12 protein-coding genes are annotated in these 17,115 nt (G+C 66.9%); 4 read left to right on the top strand and 8 right to left on the bottom strand.

What is annotated here, in order from left to right; all coding sequences use genetic code 11:
• Positions 1-174: 174 nt before the first annotated feature.
• Positions 175-1,350 carry a hypothetical protein gene (locus KY501_RS31895; protein WP_224367421.1) on the bottom strand — a complete coding sequence of 392 codons (1,176 nt, stop codon included), beginning with the start codon at positions 1,348-1,350 and terminating at the stop codon, positions 175-177.
• A gap of 196 nt (positions 1,351-1,546) precedes the next feature.
• The gene (locus tag KY501_RS31890) at positions 1,547-1,951 is read right to left on the bottom strand and encodes a hypothetical protein (RefSeq protein WP_224367420.1); all 405 of its coding nucleotides are present in this window, start codon (positions 1,949-1,951) and stop codon (positions 1,547-1,549) included.
• A gap of 326 nt (positions 1,952-2,277) precedes the next feature.
• Between KY501_RS31890 and KY501_RS31885 the strand changes: the two genes are divergently transcribed.
• Positions 2,278-2,988, top strand: coding sequence for a hypothetical protein (locus tag KY501_RS31885; RefSeq protein ID WP_224367419.1), 711 nt, complete (start codon positions 2,278-2,280; stop codon positions 2,986-2,988).
• A 227-nt stretch (positions 2,989-3,215) separates the two neighbouring features.
• Here the strand turns inward: KY501_RS31885 and KY501_RS31880 are convergent, their stop codons facing one another.
• Together KY501_RS31880 and KY501_RS31875 are read right to left on the bottom strand one after the other, a co-directional pair.
• Entirely contained in the window at positions 3,216-3,971 is a 756-nt protein-coding gene (locus KY501_RS31880; RefSeq protein ID WP_224367418.1) for a hypothetical protein, read from the bottom strand.
• Positions 3,972-4,202: 231 nt separating this feature from the next.
• The gene (locus tag KY501_RS31875) at positions 4,203-6,437 is read right to left on the bottom strand and encodes an RCC1 domain-containing protein (RefSeq protein ID WP_224367417.1); all 2,235 of its coding nucleotides are present in this window, start codon (positions 6,435-6,437) and stop codon (positions 4,203-4,205) included.
• 304 nt (positions 6,438-6,741) lie between these two features.
• Between KY501_RS31875 and KY501_RS31870 the strand changes: the two genes are divergently transcribed.
• Positions 6,742-9,603: a hypothetical protein gene (locus tag KY501_RS31870; protein ID WP_224367416.1), complete on the top strand. Its 2,862-nt coding sequence runs from the start codon at positions 6,742-6,744 to the stop codon at positions 9,601-9,603.
• 478 nt (positions 9,604-10,081) lie between these two features.
• Here KY501_RS31870 and KY501_RS31865 read toward each other — a convergent pair whose 3' ends face one another.
• Together KY501_RS31865 and KY501_RS31860 are read right to left on the bottom strand one after the other, a co-directional pair.
• Positions 10,082-12,472, bottom strand: a complete 2,391-nt coding sequence (locus KY501_RS31865) for an ABC transporter permease (protein WP_224367415.1) — start codon at positions 12,470-12,472, stop codon at positions 10,082-10,084.
• Positions 12,473-12,614: 142 nt separating this feature from the next.
• Entirely contained in the window at positions 12,615-13,532 is a 918-nt protein-coding gene (locus KY501_RS31860; RefSeq protein ID WP_224367414.1) for a hypothetical protein, read from the bottom strand.
• Between the two features lie 123 nt (positions 13,533-13,655).
• On the opposite strand from KY501_RS31860, the gene KY501_RS31855 reads away from it, so the two are divergent.
• Positions 13,656-14,060 carry a VOC family protein gene (locus KY501_RS31855; protein WP_224367413.1) on the top strand — a complete coding sequence of 135 codons (405 nt, stop codon included), beginning with the start codon at positions 13,656-13,658 and terminating at the stop codon, positions 14,058-14,060.
• Between the two features lie 16 nt (positions 14,061-14,076).
• Here the strand turns inward: KY501_RS31855 and KY501_RS31850 are convergent, their stop codons facing one another.
• A complete protein-coding gene (locus KY501_RS31850; RefSeq protein WP_224367412.1) occupies positions 14,077-14,730 on the bottom strand; it encodes a J domain-containing protein in 654 nt (217 codons plus the stop codon).
• Positions 14,731-14,968: 238 nt separating this feature from the next.
• On the opposite strand from KY501_RS31850, the gene KY501_RS31845 reads away from it, so the two are divergent.
• On the top strand, positions 14,969-16,207 hold the full coding sequence (locus tag KY501_RS31845; protein ID WP_224367411.1) for a hypothetical protein: 1,239 nt from the start codon (positions 14,969-14,971) through the stop codon (positions 16,205-16,207).
• 188 nt (positions 16,208-16,395) lie between these two features.
• Here KY501_RS31845 and KY501_RS54365 read toward each other — a convergent pair whose 3' ends face one another.
• On the bottom strand, positions 16,396-17,115 hold the full coding sequence (locus KY501_RS54365; protein WP_373691663.1) for an immunity 52 family protein: 720 nt from the start codon (positions 17,113-17,115) through the stop codon (positions 16,396-16,398).

The following is a 17,115-nucleotide window of genomic DNA, read 5'->3' as shown; positions in this document are numbered from 1 at the left end:
GGGTTCGGTGTCCAGGCGCCGGCCCGAGGACCGGCGAGGCGGTCCTCTAAGCAACACATATGCCTGGGTGCTCACAGAGCGAGGTGGGCATCCCAGGGAGTCCCATTGACATGTCAGAAGGGGCGGCTGACATGTCAGCGGGGGCCGTTGACAGGTCAGTGGAGGGGATGCTCGTCAGATGCGCGGGATGCTCCTGTTCCGGGGGCCGTTGACCTTGAAGAGTCGGCCCGACAGCTCCAACTGGAAGTAGTTGCGCTGGATGCGGTCCGCCTCGACACCCACGGAGACGTCCTGCCGGACGACGAAGTCCCCGCCGAGGATGTGGTTGTAGGTTGCCGCGAGACGAACCGGACCGAAGTCGATGCCGACCTGCGGTGCGACACCGAAGTACCGCCCGGCTTCCTGGGTAGCCCCCGCGCCGTCCTGGGTCGCCTTCGCGCTCTGGCCCATCAGGATATACATGCCGGCACCCAGGCCCACGAAGGGACGCACGCCGGAGTCACCGAACAGGTACTCGCCCTTGGTCAGCGTCGCCACCGAGGCTCCGAGGGAGGCAGAGACCTGTTCCTGGCTGATGGAGCTACCGAAGGTGAAGCCGCCATCGAACCGAAAGCCCGCCGCGATGGAGTCGGTGATGTTCCACTTCGGCTCGATGACAGCCCCGAGACCGAAGTTCTTCGTCCCGTTGCCCCAGAGGCCCGCGAGGCCCGTGTGGACGACGATGAGGGGTTGCTGGCGCATCCGGCTCGTCTCCTCCGGAGCTGAGTCCAACAGGGACTCGGAGGAGGTCTCGGGGGCGGGGATAGGGCTCCTGCGGGTCGAGGTGCTGGCGACAGGGGCGGGGGAGGGGGTCGGTGTCGGCGCGCTGGCGACCACGGGGGCGGGCGCGGGTTGCAGCATCGCGGCCTGCGTCTTTCGAGCCTCCTCCAGCTTCACGGCCGAGGTGATGATGTCCTGCGCCATCACCGTCACGCCGCGATCCCCCAGTCGAGGGGTGGAGAACTCGTAGGTCAGCTGCGTGTGGAGTTTCGGCTCGTGATTCGTCTGGAGGACGTAGACGAGGCGGAACTTCGTGCCGCTGCGCCCCATCTTCCCCATCACCAGGAGGTCTGCGCCGTCGAGATCTCCGGCGGACACCACCTGGGCCTTGTCCTTCTCGAGCTGGACGGCCTGGGCGAGGCCGTAGGTGGTGCGCTGCTCGAAGGTCTGGGCGCTCAGCTCGGGGATGTCGGTAATGGAGCTATCGCAGCGCAGGAGCTGAAGGCGCAGCGGAGAGGCGAAGACGGAGAGGGGAAGGAGGGTGGTGGCCAGCACGATGCCGGCGCGCAGGAGGGGGGATGCAGGGCTCATGACGGTGCCTCGGGGGGATGGGGCGGCGTCTTGACGGCCAGTCCCTGCGAATATTCACGCAGTGAAATTCTGCCCACCCACGCCACCGAAGCAGCGGCGCGAGTGGGCGCCTCGATGCGAGGGGCTCAAGAGGTCGTGGTGAGGCGGGCGCCAAACCGCGAGTGGTGCGCTTCGTTCAGCTCGGGCCGCGTTCTTCCTACTTCACGTTGACGGAGAAGCCGAACTTCGCCGAGACGGGCTTGGCGTCGGACTCGGTGGCGACGGCGAACTTGACCTCACCGGAGAAGTTCTTCACCCCCACGTTCGATGAGGTAAAGCTGATCTCGAAGTCCGCGCCGTTCTTGGTGAACTTCTTGGCATCCGCCTTGGTCAGCTTCTCCTTCGCAACTGTCACACCGTCCGGCGGCGTGATCACGAGCTTCGTGGGATACTCCACATTCAGCGTGTACGCTCCCGTCCCTTCGATGTGTACGAGAAAGACAGCCGGTTGTCCCTGCTTCGCGCTCGTGGGCGGCGTGACCACCAGCTTGTAGGTGTCAGCCGCGAAGGCAGTGCTGGAGAGGGCGAGGACGGCAACGAGGGTGGTCAGCGCTTGATTCATGATGCAGCTCCTTTGAACAGCGTGGTTTTCTCTGGCTTTTGAAACACGGCGCGTCGTCGGCTCGCGTGCACAGCAAGGCACCGGCCAGCAGTAGCACGAGAGGCGACAGACGAGCGCCTTCGCTCCACGTGAGCGCGCGAACACGTCAATGACACATCATTGACATGTCAAGGACATGTCAGACGGGGCGTGGCGACGGGCGCGCCGGGGGCTTCGAGTTCCTCCCCCCAGAAACGCAGGCCCGTGATCCGCGTGACTGCGGTTCGCCTGACGAGATAACGCCTCGAACTGACGATGCTGCCTACCCTTCCGATGGGGAAAAATCGATGATCGACGCCATGACGCACCGGACAGCGCTCACCCTATTGCTCCTTCTTGCCGCGCCCGCAGCGCATGCCGATGCCTGGACCTGGGGAGGCCGGGTGGGGCGGCTGGAGGTGCGCGTGACTCGCTCGGGCTTCAACGACGGCGCGGGTGTGGGTGGCTGGGGTGCCGACGAGGCTCGGGCCTTCGCTCGCTGGGCGCGCCGGCTGTCCGCAGCCCTGCCTGCCGACGCGGGGCTGCTGCTGGTGCAGGAGGCCGAAGGCCCGCTCCAGGTCACGCTGCGCCGCTGCGGGCCGCGCGACCCGGGCTGCAACCGCCCGCGTACCTCGCAGCCACTGGCCGACATCGTGGAGGGCGCGCCGGACAGCCCCGAGGTGCAGGCCGAGATCCTGCGCCAGGCCTCGGTCGCGCTGGGCCGGCCGCTGGTGCTGCCGCCGGAGCGCCCGGATGCTCCGCTCTACACGCTCCGTCTCCACACCGCTGCCAGCCCGGCCGAGGCCGCCCGCTTCGCCGAGCGCTTCGACGCGGAGGGCCTGGTGCCCGAGGGACAGGTCTTCTACTCGAGATGTCTGCCATGCCAGACCCGCGAGGCCCGAGTGGCAGGCGTCGAGGTCACGACCGGCGTCTTCGAGAGTGCGGCTGCCGCCCGGGCCTCGCTGGACCGGCTGCCGGCGAGCTACCGGAGCGGAGCGGAGGTTGTCGCGCTGAGGTGACCGCTCACGGCTGGAATAGAGGCGCGTCACATGGACCGAGGGCGTGCGAGCCCCAGGAGCTGATGATGGAGCCCGCAGGCCCAGGAGGATCTGACGGCGCTGCGCGCGCGCAATCCCAACTACGGGCTGAATGACGTCGTCACCCTGCTGGCCCAGCACCCCAATGATCCCGAGTACGCCGCGCAGCTCATGGGCGCGATGGATCAGAAATTGCGTTGTTTTGGCTGCTACACGTTGTTGAACGTCACGTTCAGCTTCCGGAGATACATGAACCCGAAGAGCGTCTTCGTGTCTGGCTTGTCCGCGTAGATCTGCCCGAGCTTGCGCAGCTCACTGACTGAGTGCGCCTTGTTCTGGAGGTCGAACTCAGTGAGGTTCCGCGCGTCGTCCGAATGGAAGCACGGCAGGTTGCCGCCAGTGAACAGGCTGCATGTCTGCATCAACGCTCCGTGCAGCTTGCCGCCGAAGACGATGTAGGAGCGCACGCCGAGCGTGGTCAGCCGCCCCGCGAGCGCGCTGAAGACTCGCTCGTTCCATTGTGGCGTTGATCGCATCAACTTCTCCTGAGGGGTCGTGCTCGGCACGTTCCAGCCCTCGAGGCGAATGTGGTAGCGGTCACATTGGTACTTGAGTTGGGCCAGCTCGGAGTAGAAGCGCTTCACGCCGCGGGCGTCGATTTCGGCGATCTCTTTGGGGTGGCCCTTCTTGGCGGCGCGCTCGAGTTCGAGATCCGAGTACTTGCGATGACCGGTGAACCCCTGGAGGGTGGCAGCGTCTGTCGTCGAGAAGTCGCTGACCTGCGGCGAAGTAGGGCCGGCGCCGAGCGGGTAGTACTCGATGAAGATGGCGTCGAGCCGGCCGGCGAGCCACATGGTCTTCCACGCCAGCGCGAGGAGGCTGGCATTGTCGTCGTGCGATTCGCCGACGAACAGCGCGGCGCGGCCCGCGGCGTCTGCGCCGAACGCGGGAAAAAGTCGTCCCATGTGATCACCCCAGGCGTGTGCGAAGACCGAGAGACAACGCCCGCATCTTCCTGTGGTTTCGCGGTGGGCACAAGGCGCCTCGGGTGGGGGAGTCGGCTCCCAATGTGTATGACGACGAGCGGTCTTGAGTGCCTCACCGCCCCTGCGCTGGAACCATCGGCGCAGGGGCGGTGAGGTGGACCGGCAACGAGAAGTTGTCGTGCACCACTCTGGCTTCTAGACGTGGGCGGCTCAGGGCTCCGCGTGGCACCGCCTCAGCTCATGTGCGTCCTCTCCAGAGGCCAGCCCGAGCAGCCTGCAGGGTGTCCGCACCTTCGTGGGCTCGAGGTGCAGCGGCGACACACCGTCCCCGATGGTCCCAAAGGTATTGTCTCCCCAGCTCATCACCCTGCCGTCCGCACGCAATGCGTGCACGGAGGGGCCGCTGCCGGAGAGCGCCACCACCCCCGTCAGCCCGGGCACCCGCTTCAACTCGGTGGAATGGGCCTCTCGGGTGGGGTACCCCAGCTCTCCACGGTTGTTGTCTCCCATGCTCCAGACCGTGCCGTCCGCACGCAGGATCTGATAGGTGCTTGGGCTGTAGTGGACGGCCACCGCGTCCGTGAGACCGTCCACCGGTAACAGCAGCCCAGGCTCCCCCGGCTGCTGGGGGACCCACTGCCACACCGTGCCATCCGAGCGCACGGCCCGCAGCTCGTCGCCATACGGGCTCACTGAGACAACGTCCGACAGGTCCCGCACCTGATCCGGAAGGTGCGTCACTCCATCCTGGGCCCACCAGTCGTTGCCCCAGAACCAGACGGTGCCGTCTTGCTTCAGGGCCACCACGAGGCTCCCCCAAGTACGGATGGCTGACACGCCCTGCAGGCCCTGCACCTGCACCGGCAACGACCGGTCCTCCTGCGTCCCATCCCCCAACTGCCCCAAGTAGTTGGCGCCCCAGGCCCACACCGTGCCGTCCTGCTTCAGCGCCAGCGAGAAGTTTTCTCCTGCGGCCACTGCCACCACGTCCTGCAGATCCTGCACCGGCGCGGGGGTGGTTCGGAGACCGCCCACAGTTCCATCTCCCAACTGTCCCTGGGCGTTGTCGCCCCAGGCCCACACCGTGCCGTCCTGGCGCACTGCCAGCGAGTGGAGGTTGCCCGATGCAACAGCCACCGCCTGCGTCAGGCCCTGGACCCGCTGGGGGGCTGCCTGCATGCTGTGCGAATGGTCGTGAGACAGACCCCACGACCACACCGAGCCATCCTGATCAACCGCCAGCGCCTGGTAGACACCGACATCGAGGGCCTGAACATCCCTCAAGCCGGCCACAGGAACGGGTGAGGTGCGGCGATCCGAGCCCGTTCCCATGGCGCCATACATATTGAGGCCCCACGTCCACAGAGAACCGTTCTTGCGCAGCACCAGGGAGTGCTCGCTTCCCGCGGCCACCGCCACCACGCCGTACAGCCCTGGCACCTGCTGGGGCAACTCGCGCGCGCTCTGTGTCCCGTTCCCGATCTGCCCAGAAGTGTTGTTGCCCCAGGCCCACACGCTGCCATCGCGGCGCAGGGCCAGCGCGAAGGTTCTGCCCGCCGACAGCGACACCACGCCAGACAGCCCAGGCACCTGGGCAGGCGTAACCCGGTAGGAACTCGTCGAACCATCCCCCAACTGCCCCTGGAAGTTGTTGCCCCAGGCCCACACCGTGCCGTCCGCGCGCACCGCATAGGAGGTGTCCTCCCGTGCTTCGATGGCCACCACCTCCGTCAGCCCCGGCACCGGAACGGGAGTCAACCGCGAGTCCCGCGTCCCATCCCCGAGTTGCCCAACGTTGTTGAACCCCCAGGCCCACACCGTGCCGTCCGCACGCAGCGCCAGCGAGTAGACACTGCCGGCAGCCACGGCCACCACGTTCGTCAGCGGCAACACGGGCGTGGGCACCACGCGTGAACTCTTCGTTCCATCCCCCAACTGCCCCTGGAAGTTGCTGCCCCAGGCCCACACGGTGCCGTCCTTGAGCACCGCCAGTGAGTGCGCGGTCCCCGCGGCAATGCCGGACACATTCGTCAGCCCCTGCACCTTCACGCGCTGGTCCCGCGAGGCAGTCGACCCATCTCCGAGCTGGCCCGAGCCGTTGAGGCCCCACGCCTCCACCGTGCCGTCCTCCAGCAGTGCCAGGGAGTGCGTCCCCGAGAGGCCTCTGGAGAGGGAGACGGCGCCCTTCATTCCCGGCATCCTCACCGGTGTGGGGGAGGCGAGTTCGAACTCCGGCAAGGTTCCCATCAGTTGCCCACCGGCTCCGCCCCAGACCCAGATTGAACCGCCCTCGCCCGTGGCCATGGACATGGTCGGAGTCGTCACCAGCACGTGCCGCGCGGCCCGCTGCTGTCGCTCCTCTCGCGAGCCCTGGGCCAGCAACTCGGGATCTGGCGGCGGCTCGGCCCGGGCGCTCAGGCCCAGCACGAGCGCGGTCATCGCCATCCACTTCCACACCCTCTCCACTGCAACCCACCTCGTGAGTTTCATTTCTCGCTGTCCTTGATTGGAGTGACGACCACACAGCCACAGGAATGTGTGCTGTGTGGTCGTCACCCCAGAGCAGCCGTTGTGCCAAGGATGGGTTCACTGCAAGTGCGTGAAATCAGAGGAGGCTGGACCCTGGGTAGGGGCGGAGCATGACAAATTGCGTCCATAGGACCCGCCAAGGCCGTCTCCCTCTCCAGCACCCGTCAGCGCGACTCCCCCGTGCTAGCCTTTGCCCACGATCCCTCGGCAGGCGAGCCCCATGAACTCATCCGCGGAACAGGTGTCGGGCCCTGAGCAGCAGGAGATGCACCCCAGCCACCATGCCTTCAGGTCCCAGCGCGGGCTCCGGGCGCTCGGGATGATGCTCGCCCTGCTGATGGCGCCCCTGGCCCAGGCCAAGGCGCCTCCAAAGTGCCCTCTGGACAAGTACACCCAGCTCCCCCTGCCGAGCTGCTACGGCCCGGCAGGGCTCGCAGACTTCGAGAAGCTCCTCCTCAACTACCTCCAGCAGAAGAAGTACGGAGCTTGGGCCACCGACAAGGGAGACGGGCTGCGCGACACCGGCCCCTTCCTGAACAGCCAGAACTGGGGGACCCATCCCTCGGTGCGCGTCTGGTACTCGCAGCAGGTGATCGACTGGCTCAAGGGCGACCGGACCCGGCCCCTGCCGGACGGCGCGATGATCATCAAGGAGCAGTACCCGCCCCCCGCCGCGCAGTACGCGCCGCCCATCGCGCCCGCGAGCGACTGGACCGTGATGATCCGCGACTCGGCGGGCTCGCAGGACGGCTGGTACTGGGGCGAACTCTGGCCGGGCATGTCCTTCGATGACTACAGCCCCTCGCTGCTGAACAACCCGCTTCGGCCGATGACCGGCTTCGGCCTGTACTGCTACAACTGCCACGCATCCGCGGAGGAGGAGCTGACCTTCTCCTCGCTCACCAACATCCAGGGCGAGCCCGGTCAGCCGCTGACCTTCCGCGTGGACAACTCGTGGCGCAAGCCGACCCAGTCCCTGGAGGAGGTCGCTGCGAGCACACAGCCTCAAGCGCTTGGCGCCCAGGCGCGCTCGCCCCTCGGCAAGCGGTTCCTCGGCGCGCTGCGCGTGGGCCCCCTGCACCATCTATCTCAGGGCTCGCCTCACGGAGCCCGAGGCGCGCTGATTGCCGAACCGCCCCTCGTGAGGCCCCTGGCCACGCTGCGGCCCGCACCGCCTGCCATGGTCCCCGAGTTCTACGATCCCGTGGTCCGCAACCCGAAGGACCCCAAGCAGCTCTTCGTCACCTCTGATCAGTGCATGCCGTGCCACAGCGGCACGAACCAGAACGGCAACCTGACCATGATGATCCAGGGAGCCACGGGCTCGGATGGCACCGCGCCCCTCATCAACGTGTCTCCCTACGCGGAGTGGCGCTGGTCTCCCATGGGGCTCGCGGGCCGCGATCCCATCTTCTACGCCCAGTTCGCCAGCGAGATGGCCTACCTCGACACGTTCCCGCAGCCGAAGCGGGACGAGCTGAAGAAGGAGGTCCGCAACCTCTGCTTCAGCTGCCACGGCGTCATGGGCAAGCGGCAGCTCGACATCGACAGCGGCGGCCAGGGCAACTTCCTCGAGGAGTTCGTCAACAACACCGACCTGAACAGCAAGGACTTCCGCTACGGAGGCCTAGCCCGTGACGGCGTGAGCTGCACCTCCTGCCACCACATCGTCGAGTCCACCCCCACCTCGTTCCAGCACTTCCTCACGAAAGCCACCACGGGCCAGTTCTCCACTGGCAGCCCCAATGAGCTCTTCGGCCCGTTCAAGGATGACGAGATCGTCATCGATCCCATGAAGCACGCGCTGGGCATCCAGCCGCGCTTCAGCGCGTACGTGAAGGATTCGCGGCTGTGCGGCAGCTGCCACGTGATCGACCTGCCCGTGGTGGACTCGAAGACCCCGGGCCAGCATGACCTCGAGCAGGCCACCTACCTCGAGTGGGTGAACAGCTCCTTCCAGACCGAGTTCGGCACTCCCAGCCCCAACGCCAGGAGCTGCCAGGATTGCCACATGCCAGGCAGCTACGTCAGCGCGAAGAACAGCATGCAGGTCTCCCCCATCCAGACGCAGATCGCCGCGATCGAGGACCAGAACTTCCCCGCCGCGGACAACCGCCTGCCCGTCGATCGCATCAACGTGCGCTACCGCACCAGCGGCTACGCGCGCCACCAACTCCAGGGCCTCAACGTCTTCCTGCTGCGGATGTTCGACCAGTTCAACACCGTGCTCGGCGTACGGAAGTCCGACTTCATGAGCGGCGCCGACAACGATGTGCAGAACACGATCGACAACTTCGTCCAGCAGGCGCAGACGCAGACGGCCAGGCTCACGGTGGCGACACGCACCCAGGGCACCCAGCTCGTGGCGGACGTCACGGTGGCGAACCTCACCGGGCACCGCTTCCCGAGCGGCGTCGGCTTCCGCCGCGCGTTCCTCGAGCTCCAGGTCATCCAGGGAACCGGCGCCAGCGCGAAGACGCTCTGGGCCTCGGGAACCACCAACGACAAGGGAGAGATCCTGGGACCCGACGGCAATCCGCTGCCCAGCGAGTTCTTCGAGGGCCAGCGCTTCCAGCCGCACTTCTCGGCGAGCAACCCCATCACCCGCCAGGACCAGGTGCAGATCTACGAGGAGCTGACCGTCGACGCGAACGATCAGATCACCACGAGCTTCATCCGACGCGATCACAACATCAAAGACAACCGCCTGCTGCCGCTGGGCTGGACGAAGACAGGCCCCAAGGGGGCGTTCACGCCCGATCTCCAGTACTACCTGGATGCCACCTTCCCCGTGGGCGACGCGAGCAAGGACCCCACGTACCTGAGTGGCAGCGGCACCAGCCAGGTCCGCTACCAGATTCCCCTGCCGGCCGGAGTCGACCCGAAGACGCTCACCGTGGCGGCGCGGCTGTACTACCAGGCCACACCTCCGTACTACCTGAGGATGCGCTTCCAGGGCGCGCCGAATGCTCCGGCCACGCAGCGACTGAAGTACCTCACCGAGACCCTCCAGGTCGCGGACACCGAGATCGCCCAGTGGAAGCTGCAGATCGCGTCCGCCTCGGCGCCCCTCTCCCCGTGACGGGAGCCGAGCGGCTCGGCCTCACTCTGCCAGATTGTCCGTTCCCGGAGCGGCTCATCCCAGGAATGACACATCGGCTCGAGAGAGCGCGCGCATGCGCTCACGGCGTGCTTCGCAAGGACGCGTAACTGCACGGCATTTCCCGAGAGCCTCCACGAACTCCGCGTGGCGCCGGTGTTCGTGACGCTGGCCCGCACCTTGAATTGTGAGTGGGCGCGTGCACTCGGCACGCTTCCAGGAGACACCCCATGTTCGGCTCTGAGATCAAGAACACCAACAACCCCTTCTTCGTCATGTGCTCTGTCATCGGTCTCTACGTCGTCTGCAGCGCGGCCCTGATCATCGACTTCATCCGATGAGCGGCTGCGGCTTCGCTGCAAAAGACGATGCGCCGCCGAGGCGTGTGTGAACCGCCCCGGCGGCGCATCCGTACGGCGGAAGTTGCCCTCCGCCGTCCTTGGAGACTGAGTCGCGCCGTTCACTCCTGGCGCAAGGCTTCGGTCGGATCCACTCGCGTCGCGCGCCGTGCGGGCAGCCATGCCGCGAAGAGCGCCACTCCCAGCAGGAAGAGCGGCACCACGAGGAAGGACACGGGATCCGTCGCGCTGACGCCGTAGAGCAGGCTCGACAGCAGGCGCGAACTCGCCCAGGCCGCCACCAGCCCCAACCCGATGCCCACCACCGCTGGCATCACTCCCTGGCGAATCATCAGATGGCGGACGTCTTCCGGCCGCGCGCCCAGCGCCATGCGGATGCCGATCTCCCGCGTGCGCTGCGCCACCATCTGAGAGATGACGCCGTAGATGCCGATCCCCGCCAGCACCAACGCCACCGCTGCGAACCCACCGAGCAGCACTACGTTCAGCCGAGGCTTCGCTATCGCATCACCCAGGCGCTGCTCCAGTGTCAGCACGTCCGCCACCGGAAGCTGTGGATCGAGCTCGGCCACCTCGCGACGCAGCGCGCTCACGAGGTCCATCGGCTCGCCCGCGGAGCTCACTGCCAGGTACATGGTTCGCCGAGGCTGTTGCGAGACGGGTAGGTAGAGCTGAGGATAGGGCTCCTGCTGTAGCGCCGCGGCGCGCACGTCTCCCACGACGCCCACGAGGGTGAACCAGTGCGTGCCGTCCACGGAGATGCGCGCGCCCAGCGGATCCCTCCCGGGCCAGTAGCGGCGCGCCAGGGTCTCGCTGATCAGCGCCACGAGTGGGCTGGAGGCTCCGTCTCGCGGCTCGATGAGTCGGCCCGAGCGCAGCGGGATGTCCATCGCCTGGAAGTAGCCCGGGCTCACCGCGAACGCCTCGGCGTCCTGCACGGCTCCGGCGTCCATGTTGGGCCGGCCCTCAATGGAGAAGCTCCACTCGGGCGCGCCTCCGAGCGGCACCGCGTTGGTGAGCCCCGCGGCCTTGACGCCGGGCACCGCGCCCACGCGCTCCGTGAGCTGCTCGAAGAAGTTCACGATCTGTGGATCGTCCGGGTACTTCGACGAAGGCAGGATGAGCCGCAGTGTCAGCACGTGCTCCGGGTTGAAGCCCGGATCCACGCGCTGCAGCCGATCGAAGCTGCGCAGCAGCAGCGTCGCGCCCACCAAGAGCACCAGCGCCAGTGCCACCTCGCCCAGCACCAGCCACCCGCGGAGTTGACGCAGGCCCAGGCCTCCCGTGAGCCCTCGAGCCCCCTGTCGCAGCGCCCCGTCCAGGTTGCCCTCAGGCAGGCGCAACGCGGGCGCCAGTCCGAAGAGGAGACCCGTCACCACTGACAAGCCCAGCGTGAAGCCCAGCACCCACCCGTCGATGCCGATCTCCGCATGGCCCGGAATGAGGTCCACCTGGGTGGTGCGAAGCGCGTCGATGCCCCAACTCGCCAGCAGCAGCCCAAGCCCCCCTCCCAGCAACGCCAGCACCAGGCTCTCGGTGAGCATCTGCTGGATCAGCCGCCCCCGATGCGCCCCCAGCGCGGCGCGCACGGCCAGTTCCCGTTGCCGGCCCGTAGCTCGCACGAGCATCAGGTTGGCCACGTTGGCGCACGCGATCAGCAGCACCAGCCCCACCGCGCCCATGAAGATGAGCAGCGCCGTGCGGGACTCTCCCACCAGATCGTCGTGAAGCGGCACCGCCTGCGCCGTGAAGCGGCTGTTGCTGTCCGGGTACTGCTTCTCGAGCCTCGCGGCCACGGTCGTCAGCTCCGCCTGCGCTCTCTCCACCGTGGCGCCTCGGGCCAGGCGGCCAAGGACGTAGAGGAAGTCCGAGCGGCGGCCCTGCGGCTCGTCCGCGGCCATGGGCGTCCACAGCTCCGCGTCCCAGCGGTAGCGGAAGCGCTCGGGAGCGACTCCGATGATGGTGTACGGCTGCCCATTGAGCGTGAGCGTCCTCCCGAGCACCGCCGGGTTTTCTCCCAGGTGCCGCCTCCAGAATCCGTGGCTCAGCACCACCACCTGATTGTGGCCTCGCCGGTCCTCGTCCGTTTCGAAGGTGCGGCCCAGCGCCGGGGACACTCCCAGCGCCTGGAAGAAGCCCGCCGTGACGTTCACTCCGGCGATGCGCTCGGGTTCTCCGTCACCGGTGAGGTTGAAGTACGTCGGCGTGCAGGCCTCCAGGTACTCGAAGGAGCGTGCTCCCTCGCGCCAGTCCAGGAAGTCCGGCAGGGATGCCGCCTCCTGACCGATCTCCGGATGGTATTCCCACACCGAGACCAGCCGCTCCGGCGAGGGAAACGGGAGCGGACGCAGCAGCACCCCGTTCACCAAGCTGAAGATGGCCGTGTTCGCGCTGATCCCCAGCCCCAGCGTGAGCACTACGAGCAGCGTGAAGGCAGGCTGCCGCAGCAGCAGGCGCAGACCGAAGCGGAGATCCTGGAGCAGGGTGTCCATGGGGTTCGGACTCACAGAGCGAGCCGCGTGCCAACGCTCGGGACTGCCGTGTCCCTCGGAGCAGCGCAGGAGCACGCGCGCGGACTGCTCGCCTCCGGGAAATGTCGTCCCATTTCTGGGACGGTACTTCCTCCTACGTCCCCTATGGGCCGCGAGGCTCGGGTGTGGAGGCCTTCCCCGGGTGGGGACAGATGTCCGAAGGTTCGCGCTCGTTTTCACAGAAGCCGGCCACGCTCTGGCAGTGCTTCTGGCTTCCCTGCTGGCAGGCCTCGTTCCAGCGCCGGGCCATGATTCGCACGCTCCGCGAGGGGCTCTGTCCCTCCCCCTTTTCCTGCAGCACTGGGGCCGCTTGGATCTGCTGTCTCCATCGCGCCGCGGCAGGGGCATCTCCCAGGGCCTCGGCCAGATCCGCGGCGCTCTCGCAGTACAGCTCTGCCTCCGAGCGGGCCACCACCTCCGTGCAACTGCGCTCCATGCACCCGCGCATCTCCCGATAGAAGCTCAGGTGGTTGCTGGGGCTCCAGGGCTGGGCAGACCACCTCACCATGGCCGAGGGGCACGCCAGGCGGACGGAGCTCGACGAGACTGTCAGCGCCCACCGCTCCTTCATCACGGAGGACAGTGTCTGGCAGAGGGGCTGGAGCCTGCTGCTGGCCCCGGGGCTCTTTGCTTCGAGCTGCTCGGGGTGCTCGCAGATGAGCCCAATGCACTCCACGCTTGCCAGTTCCCACGCTCGATCGCTCACGCTCCCGGCGTCTCCTCGCTGGAGTGCGGCAAAGCGCGGGCAGACGGTGGAGGCCATGGCCTTCCATTGCTCCACCAGAGCGCCCGCAAGCTCCTCGGGGTTGGTGCCCGAAGGTGGGGCGCCCGTGGAGGTAGAACTTCGCGTTTCGCGTGAGGAGCTCATACGCAGGCCTGTGACCACCACCACCGTGGCTACGAACACCACGACCGCGAGGACGAGAAAGCGGCCATTCGAGTGCGTCCGCTTCTGCGGCGGCTCCCGCTCGCGCTTGGGCTTTCTCCGCGCCGCGAGCGCCATGGGCACCAGGAGCACCACGGTTGGCCACCACCACCCCACATCATCCGTCGAGAGCATCACCCTGGAGAGCTTAGCGCCCGCCTCTGTCGAGAGTCTCGAAGGGGGTGACCTCGCCAGCGACGACCGATAAAATGCGCGGCCATGGCGAAAGTCACGGGAATCGGTGGGGTGTTCTTCAAGTCGAGGGGCGATCACAAGGCGCTCTCCGCCTGGTATCAGCGCCACCTGGGGATCGCGCTCGAAGAGTGGGGCGGAGCGATCATCCGGTGGCCCGGGGACAAGGCGGAGGACAAGGGGCTCACCGTCTGGAACGTGGCGGAGAAGGACAGCCGCTGGTTCAGCCCGAGCGAGTCGAGCTTCATGATCAACTACCGGGTGGATGATCTCGACGCGCTGATCCGGCAGTTGAAGGAAGGGGGCGTGGAGATCCTCAAGGGACCGGAGTCGCACGAGAACGGCAAGTTCGCCTGGCTCATGGATCCCGACGGCAACAAGGTCGAGCTCTGGGAGCCGATGCTCTGGGATGAGAAGAACAAGAAGCCTTAGACACGGCGCGAAGCGTCTACCGGGAACGCCGAATCATCTCGTAGGCGACATTGATGGTCCGCGTCTCCTCCTCGGCCACCTCCTTGAGCTTCTGGCCCAGGTGCGCCACGCGGTCCGGGTGGTATTCCAGCGCCCGCGTCTTCCAGGCGGTGCGGACATCCTGGCGCGAGGCGTCCGGCCTCACTCCCAGCACATCGTACGGATTCAGCCTGGCGGGGGGGGCGGGCGAGCTGGGTGCTTGCCTGCCACTGCTGTTGCCGGCGTTGTCCGCCAGCGTCTTCAGCCGCTTGACGAACTCCTGGCGGAGCCGCTGCTTGCGCTCGTCGGCCCGGGCTCGGACCATGAGCCGGCTCAAGGTATCCACCAGGGGCCCCTCGCCTCTGCTGTCCGGGTGGGACTCGCGCCACACGGGCCGCGCGCCGCGGAAGATGACCGGCTCGTTGGGGCCCAGCTGCTCGCCCCAGGTTCCACCGAGCCGCTCCAGATAGGTTTGGAGCACCCACGGAGAGGCCACTGCCATTCCGATGCTCTCTCCCACGTACTGGATGCAGCTGATCAACTCCCGCGGAAACACCGAGGCGGCCTTGCCAGGGTGCACCACGCTCAGGGGGGACCTCTCGAGGAACCACCCCAGGGCTGCTGTGCTCTCGCAGTAGATGATGGCTGCCATGGGCGGTGGACCGTGGAAGACCTGTGCTACAGGGCCCAACAGCCCTGTGGCGCGATTAGACTCGCGCCGCGGGGCGCGTCAAGAAAATGGCTCCGCGCGGTTGCCTCCGCTTCCTCCGGGGAAGTGGGTTCACTTCAGTCTTTGCCCGGTATCGGCCGCGGGGGTGGTCGAGGGCTGCACGACTGCAGGAGCGAGCAAGAGATGGCTCAGCCTGTCCCTCCGATGCGTCCAGGGGTGAATGTCGGCCTTGCGAGGCCGTTACAGCCTCATGCTCAACGCCAGTCGAGTCACCATGCTGTTGGCCCTGTTGACATCCGTGACCGTCGCCTGGGCCGAAGAGCCCGTGTCGCCAGTGCCGATCATCGTCGCCAGGAAAGGGAGTGTCGTCTCCGTGGACGCGAACGGCCTCCGAATTCTCGCGGACTGCCGCCTGACCACGGACCTTCGAATGCTCTCAGGTCCCGAGCGGGGCAAGATGGTTCGCAGCTCGGAACCGTGCAGTTTCGGGCCTCTCGCTGTGCATCCGCCAACAGGGCGGTGGGCGGCGGCGGTGCACGTCATGGGCGACGCCGACGCTCCCCCGGTCCGCTTGGTGAGCGTCGTGGTATCTGGCCGCGAGCTCGTCGTGCCCACCGACAAGGCAGGACGTGCCAAGAGCGGCACCTTCCTCGTCCTGGGGGATCTCAACGGAATCGTGGCGATTACCCCCGGTGTGCCCGATGGATGGAAGGAGAACCTGCGCTTCTTCGCTCAGTTCCCCTCGCTGTTCACGGCGGACGGCTCCCGCGTACTCGTCTCCGCGGGAGACTCGAATGGGAGCGAGTGGTGGAGCTGGAGCTTCGGCCCTCGGCCCGAGAGCGTGCAAGTGCTCCCTCGCGGTCAGACCGACGCCGCGAGCAATATGGTGATCCTCGGTGAGCCGCGCACCGCGCTGAGGCATCCCCGCGGCGGCGTCCGCCTCGCCACGCTGGACCCTACGGGCAGGAAGCCGTGGAAGGTCGGCCCGTCCTTGCCCCAGGTCCGCAAGGGGATGCTGACGCCCGCGGTGCTGGGGGACACGATGCTCTTCTACCGCTCAGGCGACTTTGACACCGACTGCGAGGGAGCAGATGCCGGTACCTACCGGCGGTTCGATCTCCGCACCGGCCAGGAGCGGGTCTGGCGAGTTCACGAGGGACTGTGCGGCACATTCGACACATTCGAAGCGGCGAGCCCGGTCCGGCGGACGCTCTACTTCCGCGAGCAGAGGTCCGTCACCGCCGGCGTCCGTCTGTACGAGTACGACGTCGATCGCGACACGACCCGCGAGCTACCGGTCGACTCGGGGTCCAGGGTGCGCGACATCAGTGCGGATGGGCGGATGCTCCTCGTGCTCAATTACAGCGGGCTCGTGCTGTATGACGTTGTCGAGAACAGCTCGATCCAGGTGAAAGGCCTGGGGGAGATCGATGATGCGGGGCTTCTGGCCCAGCCATGACGCCGTGGTGGTGCGAGCCCTGGAGTCGAATTGCCGTGTTTCCCGCGGGTATGAAAAAGCCCCCAAGCTTCGAGAACTTGGGGGCTTTGTTGGAATGGAGGCGGCGGGAATCGAACCCGCTCCGGTCGGTGCGAAACTCCCAGCGGAATCGCGCCCTTACCTCGTAACCGCCCGCAACGGCCGTGCAGTCACCCTGTCGGCCAGGGCTGAAACGGCCGCAGCATCCCGGCCCGGCTCAGTAGCTCGTGGACGCGGGCGGCCAGCGCGACGTGCTCCGGGTTGGAAACGGTGAACCGCTCGGGGATGAGGATGACGAGAGTACCCTTGTCCTCCACCGGCTCGATGCGCACAGGCGCAGGCAGTGGGGGCACCGTGCCGCGTAGCCGTGAGAAGTACATCACCCATCCCACGAAGGTGTCTGGATCAGCGCTCCCCGTGGAACTGTCCCGGTGCTGCTCCGAGGTAGCCACTGCCCACTCCGGGTCCCAGGCCAGAGCCATGGCGCGCACCACCTCGGCCATGACGGGAGCAGTCAGCACTCGCTCCCCGATGAGCCCCTCGTCGTAAGGCTTGAGCACGCAGTTGGACGGAATCCGCGGCGAGGATGAACCGCACCTCCCGTTGACCTGGGACGTTTCGTTTAGGTTGTCGCCCGTCCACAGCCAGAAAGTGAAGCCGTCACCGATCCGGTTTTCCTTCTCGCCAAACAGCTTTTGGAAGTTCGCCGCATCTGTCGTGAACCAGCGTTTGCGTGCTTCCTCGAAGGAGTCTTCTGTCTCATACCAGCGGGTCCACGCCGGGTCGCAGCGACCCAGGAGGTGAAAGAAACGCTCCGCGCGGCATGCACATGCCTCAGCGGATTCGGGCCGGGCGAGCCAGTAGGAGGCAGCGTAATACGTTTCTATCAT

The organism is Hyalangium versicolor (assembly GCF_020103695.1).
GTDB lineage: Bacteria > Myxococcota > Myxococcia > Myxococcales > Myxococcaceae > Hyalangium > Hyalangium versicolor.
This window is presented reverse-complemented; position numbering and strand designations above follow the sequence as displayed.